Below are 13,612 nucleotides of genomic sequence, written 5' to 3'. Positions count from 1 at the left end.
ATGGAAAAGTATTTTGAAATTAATGGGTTTGACTTAACTATAAAAGACATTATTGATGTGGCTGTCGGAAAAAAAGGAATCGTTAGAATGTCTGACAGTGCTATAGAAAAATGTCAAAACAGCAGAGCGCAAATCAACAGGTGGCTTGAAAAAGATGCCCCCGTTGTTTATGGGATAAATACAGGTTTAGGCAATCTTAAAAATATTAAATTGTCTACAGATGATCACTGCAAATGGAATGAGACTATCCCATATCCCCATGCCATTGGCTTAGGCGCACCTATTGATCCGTTGATAACGCGCATAGCGTTGCTGATCAGGGCAAATGTTCTATGCAGGGGTTATTCAGCCGTTCGACCAGAATTAATTCAACGGATGCTGGATATTTTCAATGCAGGAATTTCACCCGTAGTGTTTGAGTTAGGCTCAACAGGGCTGAGTGATCTTGGACCACTTGCACAATCCGCCATGGTGGTTGCGGGGATGGAGGAAGCGGAGGTCTTTTATGAGGGAAGACGAACAAAAGCTAAGGAATGCTTTGAAGCATTAGGCATTGAACCTGAATTTGTTCTGGAATGTAAAGAGACGTTGTCTCAAATGAATGGGTCGACAATGACGCAATCGATCTCAGTTGTTGCTTTTAATGCCTTTAAAAAATTGGTCGAGGTCAATCGGGAGATTTTAAATGTAGAGGGTTTGTTATCCAGGGAATTAATTTCAACTCAACAGACCATAAACCAAGCTTGTGATTCTGCCTTGTCTTATATTCATGAGACTTTAAATTTTGAGAACAATGTCAGTTGTGATAATCCGTTGGTATTTGAAAAGGAAAACGGGTTTTACGAAGCTGTCATGGGATGCAATTGCAGTAATACTCAGGTTGGCTTTGCAATGGACTTACTCGCGATCTTGGTATCTGAGCAAGGTTTAATGGTGAATGCTGCCATCTTTCAATTGGCTGAAGCATCAGATGGATTAGCAGGGTATTGTTCCATATCCGAGTCATTGTTAAATGCGATTCGGGCACAGTGTATTCCTGCAAGTGCGGACTCAATTTCTACAAAAGGAAATCAAGAAGACCATGTTGAGTTCAGCTATGGCGCCGCAAGAAAAGCGATGCAGTCAGTTAAGCTATTAAAAACTATGGTGGCGGGTTTGGGAAGTATTGCTGTCTTGAAGGCGGAGCAAAGTGATTATCAAGCAGTAAATGACTCTCAGTTCTTGAAGGCGCTTTCGAAAAATTTCGATTTGCAAAATAAAACTCTCTTTATGTCTGACAGATTAAATGTTGCTGAGGATCTTTTTACGAGCCATATTTTGATCTGAAAATTTCCAAGTAAAAAGTGCTGATAAATCTTGTAACAGCCGTCACAAGATTTATCAGCACTTTTATTGTTCAAAAAACGCTTACCTCAAATCCGTCACCTTAATATGATCCATATCCGTGAAGGTTCTGTTTTCACCGGCCATAGCCCAGACAAAGCTGTAGTTGCTGGTGCCGCAGCCAAAGTGGACGGACCAGCTCGGGGAGATGACGGCCTGCTCGTTCAGCATGGCAATGCTGCGGAGCTCCTGGGGCTGGCCCATGTAATGGAAGACCAGGTTGTCCTGGGGAACGTCGAAGTAGAGGTAGACTTCCATGCGGCGTTCGTGCGTGTGGCAGGGCATGGAGTTCCAGACGCAGCCGGTGTCGAGGATGGTGCAGCCCATGGAGAGCTGGCAGGTCTCAAGGACCGCTGGGTGGATGAGCTGGTAGATGATGCGCTTGTTGGAGGTTTCGAAGCTGCCCAGCTCGACTTTGTTGGCGGCTTCGAGGGTGATGAGCTTTGTCTCGAATTTGGTGTGGGCGGGGGCGGAGGTCATGTAGAATTTGGCGGGATTTGCGGGGGCGTCGCTGGAGAAGAGGACCTCACGTGTTTCTTTGCCAATGTAGAGGGCGTCCAGGCGGGCGAGTTGGTGAAGGTGACCATCGGCAACCACTTTGCCTGGGCCTCCAAGATTTATTATACCGAGCTCGCGGCGCTCCAGGAAATAGGTGACGCCAAGGTCCTTTTCCGGGTCGACGTTCTTCTGAAGGCTGAGGGTTTCGTTCACGGGCATGGCGCCCAGAGTGATGACGCGGTCAATGTGGGAATAGACGGTAGTGACGTCATCCGGGGCAAAGACCTGTTCAATGAGGAACTCGTCTCTCAGCTGAGTGGTGTCGTAGTGCCTGGCATCTTTTGGGCTCGCGCCGTAGCGTACATCCATGGGTAGACCTCCTTGGGGTTGGGTGTGATCGTTTTAGTTGGGCTATGCATGCAGAATGCCTCCGGCGGGGCGTTGGCCGTCGCCGGGAGGCATCCTTTGTTCAGTGGTGGTGGTGAGATGAGGGGCGGGGTTAGTCGAAGATTTTTTCGCGTTCGAAGAGTTTAGGCTCTTCTTCTTCGGAATGAACCGGGCCTTCATGCTCTACGTTCCAGTGCTCCAGCACTTCTGGGTCGGGGTCAGACGAGCTCTTGTAGGCTTCTTTTGCAAGCTTGATTTCTTCTTCGAGCTGCTTGAGCTCGGAGAGCAGTGCTTTTCTCTTGTTGTTAAGATCAGCGACTTTTTGGAGCATGGTTTCACTCATGGGAACACCTCCTCATTTTAGCATAGTATTTATACCCGTAAAAGACGGAGAATCACACTTTGGGTGGGGAAAGGGCGGCAGTTTGGCAGGGGACAGGGACGGACCGGTATTCTGGTCCGTCCCTGTCCCCTGCCGAAAAGCTGGTATGTCCCTGTCCCCAACCAGAGGTTTGGTGCGGCCCAGTCCCCGACCAATAAATTAGGCCGGCCCAGTCCCCAATCAAGAAATCTTGTATTTTCAAGGTATTGAGATGGATAAAGAAATTTATATAGCAAAAAAATAAAATAATCTGAAAAATTAGATTGTAGATTGTCGACAATCTGTTATAATGGGTACATAGACACAAGAGATTCTCCCAGAGAAAAAGGGGGTTATGACAATGACAGAGGCAATGTCAGAATATCAAAGAGACAATCTATGCTCTGTGGTTTCTGACTATATTAAGGAACAAATCATAATTGGCAAATACAAAGCAGGTGACCATGTCCTCGAAGCAATGATTGCGAAGAACCTTGGAATCAGCAGATCGCCTGTCAGAGAAGGCATAAAAGACCTTGAGAAAGAAGGTATTGTTGAGATCGTTCCAAGAAAAGGGACCTATGTGACAACTTTTAGCTTAAAGGATGTTCATGAGGTGTTTGACATCAGAATCCTTCACGAGAATGATATTTTCAGGATTCTGATCCATGAACATAAATTAAAGGAAGCAGACTTCAAATACCTGACCAATCTTGTGGATCAGATGGTGACGGTCGTCAACAGTGATTTAAAAGAAGAGGAAAAAATCATCAAGGTCAACAAAATGGACATGGACTTTCATCTCTATCTCTGGAATAAGTCTGACAGCAAACGAAGGATTAAGATCTTGAAAGATATGTTCTTTCAGCTCAAAATGGCCATGATGTACGACACCAATGAAACGGGTGACCTGATGCAGACGGCGACGGATCACTATGAGATTATTGAACATCTCAGAAGTGGTGACCTCGAGCAGTGTAAGAAAGCCTTCCTCAATCATATTGACAGCTATAAAAAAGGCGAATTTGAAAATCCAGACTAAAGAGGGGCATTTCTCCTTTTTAATAAATTGTCGACAATCGACACAATATTTTACAAATAAAATTCATCCAAGCAAGCAATCAAAGAACGGAGGTTGAAAAATCAATGAGCAAGACGCTGTATTTCGAAGTCTCGGAATATCAGGAAAGAGTCAGCCGTACGCAGAAAAGCATGGCTGAGAAAGGTATTGACGCATTAATCGTCACGGATCCTGCCAACATGAATTATCTCTCTGGTTTTGATGGATGGTCCTTTTATGTGCATCAGTGCCTGATCGTGTTTGTGGACCAGAGTAAAATCATGTGGGTCGGCCGTGGTCAGGACGGCAATGCGGCAAGACTGACAACCTGGCTTGAGGAAGAGGACATCAGGGCTTATACAGATGATTATGTTCAGTCCCTCGTTAAGCATCCTATGGATTTTGTATCTGACATCCTTAAAGAAAAAGGCTATGACAAAAAAGTCATTGGCACAGAAATGGATACATATTACTACACGGCAAAATGCCAGGAAAGCTTGATGAAGAATTGCCCTAACGCCTCTTTCGTCGACGCGACGAACCTGGTCAACTGGGTCAAGATCGTTAAATCCGACAACGAAATTGCTTACATGAGAAAAGCGGCAAGGATCGCGGAGCGCGTCATGGAAACGGCTTATGAAGCAGTAGATATTGGCGTCAGACAATGCGACGCAGCAGCAAAGGTTTCAGCGGCTCAGGTTTACGGCACGGAGGAGTTTGGCGGCGACTACCCTTCTATCATTCCGCTGATGCCAAGCGGCATCAGAACATCAACACCACATCTCAGCTGGACAGATGAGCCTTACAAAGATGGGGACACGGTCATCCTTGAGCTCTCAGGCTGCTACAGACGTTACCACTGTCCTCTTGCAAGAACCATGATTCTTGGCAAAGCACCGCAGACCGTCATTGATCTTGGAAAGGTCGTTGTCGAGGGCATCAACGAGGCCCTGAGCGTAATCAAACCAGGGATCTATGCAGAAGATGTTGAACGGGCATGGGCAAAGAGCATAGCGAAGAGCGGTTTTATTAAGGACTCCCGCATTGGCTACTCCATGGGACTCAACTACCCGCCAGATTGGGGCGAGCACACAGCCAGCCTGAGACCAGGCGACAAGACGGTCCTTCAACCGAACATGACGTTCCACATGATTCCAGGCATCTGGTTATCAGATTGTGGCATCGACATCAGCGAGTCTTTCCGGGTTACTGAAAACGGCGTCGAAACCTTCACAAACTATCCGAGAAAACTGCTCGTGAAATAATCCGAAAACCAAGGAAATTCTCGGTTTTGAAAGGAGCGAAACGCGCTTGAAGAACATCTTTAAATTTATTACAAGATTTGAGGAGTTTGTCCTCAGCTATTCCATTCTGCTGATGGCGTTCATTCTCATTGGCAGTGTCCTGAGCAGAACGTTCCTGAACTCCAGCTGGACCTTCGCTGAGGAAGTGGGGCAGAGCCTTACAATTATAGTCACGTTCATGGGCGTAGGGTACTGTGCGAAAAAGGCAAGCCACATCACCATGTCTGCCGTCTTCGATCTTCTGAATCCAAAATTTAAAAAGATTTTTATGATCGTAATTTCTGGTTTTTCTACCTTGATGATGCTGTATGTTGCTTTAATAAGCTTTCAGTACACCATGAAGGTCCTGGAACTTGGGCGGGTAACCCCTTCCTTGAGAATTCCAATGTATCTGATCATTGCCATAGTGCCAATAGGCTTTATTCTTGGGGCGATTGAGTATGGCAGGACATTTATCCTGAACGTCACAAAAAAACAGCTTTACCTTTCAACCGAAGTGGTATTAGATACGGACCTGAAAATCATTCCGCCTGCAGATGGCAACGTTTAACAGAAGCGTCTGACAGCAAGCACGACATGATTTCTCACAACAGACTGAATTTGGCCGGCCCGCGGCGGCGTTACCAGCTTTGCCGCCCAATCCGGTCAGGGAGGTGTTGACTTGGTACTTTTGTTAATGGCCATCATGGTAGCACTGCTGCTTCTCAATTTTCCAATGCTGCTGACCATGATTGTAGCACCACTGACGATCCTACTGAACTATTTTCCTAACGTCAATCCAATATTGGCAATCCAGCAGGTTGTCGCCGGCGTTCAGCCCTTCGTCCTGCTGGCGGTTCCAATGTTTATCCTGGCTGCGGACATCATGTCTGCCGGACAGACGGCCAAGCGGCTGCTGGACTTCGTCCAGACGTTCGTAGGCCATATCCACGGCGGCCTCGGGATCACCACGGCGGCAACCTGTACGCTCTTTGGCGCGATTTCAGGCTCAACTCAGGCTACGGTTGTTGCCATAGGCAAGCCTATGCGAAACCGGATGCTCGACAGCGGCTATCGCGATTCAGATACCATCGGCCTCATTATCTCCTCAGCGATTATCGCGTTATTGATTCCGCCGAGTATCTCAATGATCATGTACTGCGTCGTCACAGGGGCATCCGTAGGCGACCTCTTTATCGCAGGGGTCATCCCAGGACTGATGATTCTCGCATTCTTCTCGGCTTTCATCTACTTTGACGCCAGAAGAAAAAACATACCCCTCAGTAACAGACTTACATTTAAAGAACGCATGGTTTCCTTCAAGAAAGCAATACTGCCTCTTGGCTTCCCGGTTATCATCTTCGCTGGGATCTACTCCGGTTTCTTCAGCCCAACGGAAGCATCCGCCATTGCTGTTCTTTACGCGCTCATCCTCGAAATGCTGATCTTTAAGACCATCAAGCCTAAAGATCTGCCTAAGATTGCGCTCTCCACCGGCGCGGTGACGGCTTCGGTCTTCATCCTGGTCGCAGCGGGCTCCCTGTTCTCATGGGCCATCTCCTACGCGAGAATCCCGCAGATCATAACAGCTGCTGTGCTGGGCGTGGATCCAAGCGCCATCCGGATCCTGATCACGGTTACCATTGCTTACTTTATTGGCTGTATGTTCGTCGACTCCATAGTCGTCATCATCATCCTGACGCCAATTTTCTTCCCGCTTGCCATGCAGGCCGGCATCCATCCAATTCACCTGGGCATCGTCGTTACGCTGCAGGCTGCCATTGGATCGATCTCGCCGCCATTTGGCTGCAACATTTTTACCGGCATTGCCATCTTCAACCGGCCATTCCTCGAAGTGGTCAAAGGGCTTCCGCCTTATCTCTTCATGCTGGTGATCGTGTCTGTTCTGATCATTACGTTCCCGCAGATTTCACTGCTGCTGGTGCCTTAAGACTTACGAGACAAGGAGTGTGAAGGATGGACAAAGTTAAACAAGCTGTACTGGCCCTGGAGCCGGAGCTGATTGAGCTCAGACGGGATTTTCACCGGCATCCGGAGCTGGGTTATCAGGAATTCAGAACCTCGGGGATCGTCAGGGATTACCTTGAAGCCCTGGGGATTGAGACTCAAATGGTGACGGGCACAGGCGTTGTGGGCCTTTTAAAAGGCAACGCTGAGGGCGCTTCGGAGGGTCCCACCATCCTCCTGCGCGCAGACATGGACGCCCTTGCCCAGGAAGAGAAAAGCGGCGTTGATTACGCCTCCCAGACACCTGGTCTGATGCATGCCTGCGGCCATGACGCGCACACCGCCATGCTCTTGGTGGCGGCCAAGATTCTGGCTGGGGACAGGCACCGCCTGAAAGGCAACGTTAAATTCGTGTTCCAGCCCAATGAGGAAGAGGCCGGCGCCCTCAACATGATTGAAGCCGGTGTCCTCGAGAATCCTAAGGTCGACGCGGCCTTTGGTGTCCATATCTGGACGCCGGTGCCAAGTGGCAAAATTGGCCTTTCAAACGGACCGGTCATGGCAGCAACGGAGGAGTTCGAGCTTGCCATCCTGGGACAACCGGGTCATACCTCAACGCCCCACACTGCGAAAGACCCAATCCTCGCGGCAGCGACCATTCTGCAGCTGCTTCAAAGCATTCAGACCAGAGAAATCGATCCTCTCATCCCGATCACCATTATGGTGGGCAAAATCAAGGGCGGCAGCGGCAGAAACATCATTGCGGACCGGGTGGAGCTGGGCGGTACAATCCGTTTCATGTTCGCCAACGAGCCGGTTGAGAAAAAGCTGCTGCTCGAGAAGTTCGAGCGACTGATCAAAGGCGTATGTGACGCCCAGGATGTCGGCTATGAATTGAAGTATATCCCGAGTAACCCAACTCTGATGAATGATGAGCGCATGGTTCAGGTGCTCAGGGAGGCGGTTCTTGAGACTATCGGCAGTCCTGAGGGGATTGTGGAGCACCGGTGTATGGCAGGGGAAGATTTCGCGGAGTTCACGCAGAAGGTGCCGAGCGCGTTTTATTTCCTGGGAACAGGGAATCCGGAGACCGGCAGCCATTATCCGCACCACCACACCTGCTTCAATATCGATGAAAGTACGCTGAAGACCGGCGTGGAGATCCACGTCAGAACCATTCTGAACATGTTAGGCTAACCCACTGTACCAACAGCTCAGGGCTGTGGTCATAGACAAAGTTCATGAGAACAAAGGGAGGATTCATTGTGAAGAAGCTATTTACTTTACTGATGTTGATCGTACTTACAGGTGCTGCAGCGGTTGGCTGCGGACAACCGGCAGAGGCACCTGCGGCATCCGGCGAAGAAACCTACAGCTGGCGTTTTGCCCATGAAGAAATCGATGGCAGTGTCCAGGACTTTTATGTTAAGAAATTTAAAGAAGTTATTGAAGAAAAGTCTGAAGGCAGAATCAACATTGAGATTTATCCTGTAGGCCAAATTGGCGACGCGCTCCAGCAAGCGGAGATTCTCCAGAACGGCGGCATTGAGTTCGCGATCGTTTCTCCGGGCAACACGGGTACAGTCGTGCCTGAGAATCAGCTGTTCTCCCTCCATTTCCTCTTCTCAGACGACATGGACAAGAACGCTGAGATCTTCAAGAACAGCTCTGCGCTGAATGAAATGCTCAGCGCGAAGTACCTTGAGAAAAACATCCAGGTTCTTGCATATTGGACAGAGGGCGCTATGCAGTGGACCTCCAACAAGCCAGTTGCAACCCCTGCGGATTGGCAGGGCATGAAAATGCGCACCATGCAGTCCCCTATGATCGTGGCAGCTTATGAAGCTTATGGCGCGAACCCAACGCCAGTGCCTTACATGGAAGTTTACTCCGGCCTCCAGCTCAACATGATCGAAGGTCAGGAGAACCCACTTTTCGCCATCGAAGAGATGAAATTCTATGAAGTGCAGAAGTACCTGACCCTCGCAAGCTCCAACCTGTTCATGACGACGACTTGCACAAACCCAGACTTCTTCAATTCACTTCCTGCGGACATTCAGCAGATGGTCCTCGAGACGGTAGACGAGCTTCGACCTTACTCCTTTGAAGTCCAGGCAGACCTCAACGGCGCAGCCCTCGACAAAATCAAAGAAGCCAGCGATATCGAGATTGTAGAGCTTACCCCTGAGCAGCGCGAAGCGTTCCAGGCAGCCAGCGTCGCAGCTTATGACCGCTATGCGCAGGTCGTTGGCGCAGACGGCAAAGCCATCCTCGACAAGCTGATCGAAGAAGTCGCGGAAATGACGAAGTAGTCCCACGATTGTAAATAGTTTTCGACAACATGATCCAACACAAACGGTTTTGAAAAGATCAGATGAAGAAGTAGATTGAGAAAATTGGTTGGGGACTGTCCCCAACCAACTTCCAAACAGGATGTGCCTGGAGTCCGGCGCTCCAGGCACATTTTCTTTGTTGAAGACAGTCGCAGCTTAAGTTAAAAAGTCTACAACAGGAGAGTATCACAAGCAGTCAAGTGCGGGTGATACTCTTTATACCACTAAAGGAGGATGGATATGGTAACTTTTCCAGAAGCTAAGATCCTGGAGATCGATCTCACATCCGGGACTGTGAATATGAAAACCCTTCCAGGCGAAATCTACCGTTTGTATCCAGGCGGCTCGGCACTCGGGCTCTATCTGATGATGCAGGATTACATACCAGGCACAGCGGCTCTTGACCCAGGCAATGTTCTCGTGTTCAGTGTCTCGCCACTGACGGGTCTTCCTATCAGCGGCATCAGCAGGATGAACGTCACCGCGAGAAGTCCGCTCACCGGCACGGCGGGGGACAGCCAGTCCGGCGGCTTTATAGCTTCTTATTTGAAAATGAACGGCTGGGACGCGGTGGTGTTTAAAGGTAAAGCCGAAAAGCCAGTTTACCTGACCATAGACGGCGATCAGGCGCAGCTGAAGGATGCCTCACACCTCTGGGGGAAAGTCACCGGCGAGGTAGAGGCCGCGATTCAAGAAGAGCTTGGCGACAAGAACATAGAAGTCGCCCAAATTGGGCCGGCAGGGGAAAACCTCGTGAAATATGCCTGCATTATCAACAAATGCAGCAGGGCCAATGGCCGTAACGGTATGGGCGCTGTCATGGGCTCCAAGAATCTGAAAGCCATGGTCGTCAAAAAAGGAAAGCCTATGGCAGCAGCGGATGGCGAAGCTTTCATGACCTTGTCCCGAAGTGTGCGGAAGCTCCTTGAGGAAAACGAAGCTGTTGCGGGACTGGGCCTGAATGGCACAGACGGTGATCTTGAAGGCTTCAGCGATGAAGGTTTCCTGCCAACACGCAACTGGAAAACGGGACACTTCCCTGAAGGTGCGAATAATATTACCGGCGCGACCATGTACGACACGGTTCTGAAAGAACGGGACACCTGCTACGCCTGTGCGGTGCGCTGCAAGCGCGTTGTGGAAATCCCGGGCAGGGTGGATCCCATCTACGGCGGTCCTGAATATGAAACCTGCGCGGCGCTGGGCTCCTACTGCGGCGTCACGGAGCTCGCGGACGTCTGCGAAGCCAACATGCTGTGCAATATGTACGGCCTGGATACGATCTCCTGCGGCGCCACCATTTCCTTTGCCATGGAGTGCTTTGAGGAAGGGCTGCTAAAGCCAGAGCAGGCGGAGGGCCTTGAGCTCAAGTTTGGAAACGGCGCTGCGGTCAATGCGTTAGTCAAGAAAATAGCACTGCGCGAAGGTCTGGGCGACCTGCTTGCAGAAGGCAGCGCAAGAGCGGCTGAGAAGATAGGCGGCGGTGCTGAGAAATTCAGCATGTCTGTCAAGAAGCAGGAGCTGCCGGCCCATATGCCTCAGTATAAACCTGCGCTTGGTCTGGTCTATGCGGTCAATCCATTTGGCGCGGACCATCAGTCCAGCGAGCACGATGTCTTTCTCGTCATGCCGCCGGACAGCCGTGAGCGCGAGCGCCTCAGCAAGCTTGGCATTTGGAAGGGCTATGACAATCCTTATGAGCTGGACTCAGAAAAAGTCCGCTTTGCCCTGGATAGCCAGAAGTACTTCTCGGTGCTGGATTCCCTCAGCCTTTGCCAGTTTGTCTGGGGACCGTCCTGGGAGCTCTATGGTCCGGACGAGCTGCTTGAGCTCTGCCGCGCGGGGCTTGGCTGGGAGACCTCCCTGTACGAGCTGATGATGGCCGGTGAGCGCCGGATCAACATGATGCGCCAGTTTAATGCCCGTGAGGGCTTCACGGCGGCGGAGGATACGTTGCCGGCGCGCCTCTTCGAACCGTTCGCCGATGGTCCCGCAAAAGGCATTCACGTCAACCGCGACGCCTTTGAAGCGGCCAAAAGCTTGTATTATGAAATGGCGGGCTGGGATCCGAAAACTGGGAATCCTACCGAAGCAACACTGAAAAAGCTGTCTCTGGACTGGCTGCTTTAAGTTTTAAGCAGCCAGATCCGGTAAGGCGCTTTGACTCTGGAGGGGCGACGCATGGCAGATCATACGAAAATTAAGATCACCCTGAATCATAAGCCCCTCGAGGTTGAGGCTGGAATCACGGTCAGCGAGCTATTGGTTCAAAGCGGGTTTCCTAAGTCGGTGGCCGTCTTCGTCAACAAGCAGCCACTGCTGATGAAAAGCTACGCTGTCCATGTGCTCGGGGAAGCGGATCAGGTGACCGTTTTCAGGCCGCTGGGCGGCGGATAGGTTTAATATGACTATGGTGCTGGGTGGTGGGTTAAGGTGACCATCGGCAAAAAAAAAATAAAATGAAAAGCTTTGTGCCTGAGGGTCAGGCGCTGGAAAATAAGGAGGAAATGTGATGTTCAAATCTTTGGGAGATTTGGACGCGTTATTGGAGCAGCATGATGAGTACAGAAGCAACTGCTTGAATTTGATCGCGTCTGAGAATTTTACGAGCATGAAGGTGCGCAGCTATCTGGACAACGACTTTGGCAACCGTTATGGGTGCTACGCGACGCTGAATCCGTCTGTGCGGGATTATACGGGAAATAAATATATCAATGAATTTGAAATGGCGACCCATGAGCTGATGAAGGAAGTTTTCCATGGTGAGTACGTGGACCTGCGGCCAATTGGCGGTCACATGGCGGGGATGTCGGTGGTGCTGGCGCTGCTGGATCCGGGGGATCTGGTCATTGAAGTCAGCCTTGAGAACTGGGGTCACGGTCTGGTAGGGCCTATGTGCCAGGTCAGCCACTTCAACAAGACCATCAATGTCAAATATATGGCTTTTGATGAGGACCGGGCGGTGGATATTGCGAAGCTCGAGGCTCAGATCAGGGCGGAGAAGCCTAAGCTCGTCATCTTTGGCGGGTCGGGCACGCTCTTTCCGGAGCCGGTGCGGCAGTTCCGTCCGCTGGCGGATGAGCTGGGCTTCTACATTGCCTATGACGCGTCCCACGTGACGGGCTTGATCGCCGGCGGCCTGTTCCCGAATCCGCTGGACGAAGGTGCGGACATCATGTTTGGCAGCACCCACAAGTCCTTCCCGGGACCGCAGGGTGGCTTTGTCACCTCCAATAACCGCGATATGATGAAGAAGGTTGGGGAGACGCTGTCGCCGTCTCTGGTGACGAGTCATCACCTCTTCAGGATTCCGGCGCTGGCAGCGTCCCTGCTGGAAATGAAGACCTATGGTCCAGCTTATGCGAAACAGATTGTAGCGAATTCCAAGGCGCTGGCTGTGGCACTCGAAAAGGTTGGGTTCAATGTCCTTGGCAAGAATCGCGGCTTCTCCGAGTCCCACATTATTCTGGTGGACGCGGGAGCACAGGTAAAGGCAGGACCGGCGAAGCATCTGGAGCAGGCTCAGATCCTGTGCTCGGATGACTTTTCAGGGGCGAGCCCTGAGATCAGGATTGGGACCTCGGAGATCACCCGCAGGGGCATGAAGGAAGAGGATATGGACGCCATAGCGCAGTTGATTTACAGGTCACTGATCCTGAAGGAAGATGCAGGGGTTGTCGCAAGCGACGTTAAAGCGCTGGTCGCTAAGTTCCCGGATGTGGCGTTTGCATTTTAGGTTTTAGGGTTGTTTGGTGGGGGACAGGGGCTGACCGGATATCTGGTGCGGCCCAGTCCCCCACCGGATATTTGGTTGGGCCCAGTCCCCAGCCGAACACACAAGCCGGCCCAGTCCCCAGCCAACATCCGAGTGACAGGCACAGTAATATTTCAGTAACATAAACCCGGTTCCCCTTCAAATAGCCAAAAGGTTGTCCCGCCCCGCGCTCCATAGCGCCAGCGCAGCCTTTTGGCTGTTTTTCTTTGGCTTATTCTTGATCTTTTCAACGTCCTTCAAATTTTTGCGGCTCTAAGTCAATAGTTGGGGTGGGGATTCTTTGAATCCCTGCTCCTTTAATGTTTAGAGGGTATTTTAGTAATCGATTGTCAACGAACGAATTATGGGCATGACAAAAAGGCCAGCAGTGTAAAACAGCCAGTTAAATCTACCTGCACATGTGAAGAATTCTGTTTCTGAATCTCATAAAGTTTCTCACGCCATAACTGATGCGTTTCAAGACTTTGATTTTATTGTTGAATCCTTCTGTACAGCCATTGGTATAGCCATACTTGAAGGCGTTGAGGATCTCCTTGCTCCAGTTCCTGAACGCTGTAATACAAG

Annotated in this window: 13 protein-coding genes; 10 read left to right on the top strand and 3 right to left on the bottom strand. The window is 50.4% G+C overall.

Annotation, left to right across the window (positions count from 1 at the left end; genetic code table 11):
• Positions 1-1,326: an aromatic amino acid ammonia-lyase gene (locus BLP63_RS09035; RefSeq protein WP_092590743.1), complete on the top strand. Its 1,326-nt coding sequence runs from the start codon at positions 1-3 to the stop codon at positions 1,324-1,326.
• 81 nt (positions 1,327-1,407) lie between these two features.
• Here the strand turns inward: BLP63_RS09035 and kduI are convergent, their stop codons facing one another.
• Complete coding sequence (gene kduI, locus BLP63_RS09030; RefSeq protein ID WP_092590741.1) at positions 1,408-2,250, bottom strand: 5-dehydro-4-deoxy-D-glucuronate isomerase; 843 nt, start codon at positions 2,248-2,250, stop codon at positions 1,408-1,410.
• Positions 2,251-2,380: 130 nt separating this feature from the next.
• Positions 2,381-2,611 (bottom strand): hypothetical protein, encoded by a 231-nt coding sequence (locus BLP63_RS09025; RefSeq protein ID WP_092590739.1) that lies wholly within the window; start codon positions 2,609-2,611, stop codon positions 2,381-2,383.
• 379 nt (positions 2,612-2,990) lie between these two features.
• On the opposite strand from BLP63_RS09025, the gene BLP63_RS09020 reads away from it, so the two are divergent.
• From BLP63_RS09020 to BLP63_RS08980, 9 genes are all read left to right on the top strand, one after another.
• Positions 2,991-3,671, top strand: coding sequence for a GntR family transcriptional regulator (locus BLP63_RS09020; protein WP_242870857.1), 681 nt, complete (start codon positions 2,991-2,993; stop codon positions 3,669-3,671).
• 104 nt (positions 3,672-3,775) lie between these two features.
• Positions 3,776-4,954 (top strand): M24 family metallopeptidase, encoded by a 1,179-nt coding sequence (locus tag BLP63_RS09015; protein ID WP_170829380.1) that lies wholly within the window; start codon positions 3,776-3,778, stop codon positions 4,952-4,954.
• A 46-nt stretch (positions 4,955-5,000) separates the two neighbouring features.
• Positions 5,001-5,543, top strand: coding sequence for a TRAP transporter small permease (locus BLP63_RS09010; RefSeq protein WP_092590737.1), 543 nt, complete (start codon positions 5,001-5,003; stop codon positions 5,541-5,543).
• 111 nt (positions 5,544-5,654) lie between these two features.
• Positions 5,655-6,923: a TRAP transporter large permease gene (locus tag BLP63_RS09005; protein WP_092590736.1), complete on the top strand. Its 1,269-nt coding sequence runs from the start codon at positions 5,655-5,657 to the stop codon at positions 6,921-6,923.
• 26 nt (positions 6,924-6,949) lie between these two features.
• The gene (locus tag BLP63_RS09000; RefSeq protein ID WP_092590734.1) at positions 6,950-8,137 is read left to right on the top strand and encodes a M20 metallopeptidase family protein; all 1,188 of its coding nucleotides are present in this window, start codon (positions 6,950-6,952) and stop codon (positions 8,135-8,137) included.
• Between the two features lie 68 nt (positions 8,138-8,205).
• Positions 8,206-9,252: a TRAP transporter substrate-binding protein gene (locus BLP63_RS08995; protein ID WP_207646443.1), complete on the top strand. Its 1,047-nt coding sequence runs from the start codon at positions 8,206-8,208 to the stop codon at positions 9,250-9,252.
• Between the two features lie 261 nt (positions 9,253-9,513).
• Positions 9,514-11,403, top strand: coding sequence for an aldehyde ferredoxin oxidoreductase family protein (locus BLP63_RS08990; RefSeq protein WP_207646442.1), 1,890 nt, complete (start codon positions 9,514-9,516; stop codon positions 11,401-11,403).
• 51 nt (positions 11,404-11,454) lie between these two features.
• Positions 11,455-11,670, top strand: a complete 216-nt coding sequence (gene thiS / locus BLP63_RS08985; protein WP_092590730.1) for a sulfur carrier protein ThiS — start codon at positions 11,455-11,457, stop codon at positions 11,668-11,670.
• 115 nt (positions 11,671-11,785) lie between these two features.
• A complete protein-coding gene (locus BLP63_RS08980; RefSeq protein ID WP_092590728.1) occupies positions 11,786-13,009 on the top strand; it encodes a serine hydroxymethyltransferase in 1,224 nt (407 codons plus the stop codon).
• Positions 13,010-13,436: 427 nt separating this feature from the next.
• Here the strand turns inward: BLP63_RS08980 and BLP63_RS08975 are convergent, their stop codons facing one another.
• Positions 13,437-13,607, bottom strand: a complete 171-nt coding sequence (locus BLP63_RS08975; RefSeq protein WP_330387129.1) for a transposase — start codon at positions 13,605-13,607, stop codon at positions 13,437-13,439.
• Positions 13,608-13,612: the final 5 nt, after the last annotated feature.

This window comes from Acidaminobacter hydrogenoformans DSM 2784, assembly GCF_900103005.1.
Classification (GTDB): domain Bacteria; phylum Bacillota; class Clostridia; order Peptostreptococcales; family Acidaminobacteraceae; genus Acidaminobacter; species Acidaminobacter hydrogenoformans.
This window is presented reverse-complemented; position numbering and strand designations above follow the sequence as displayed.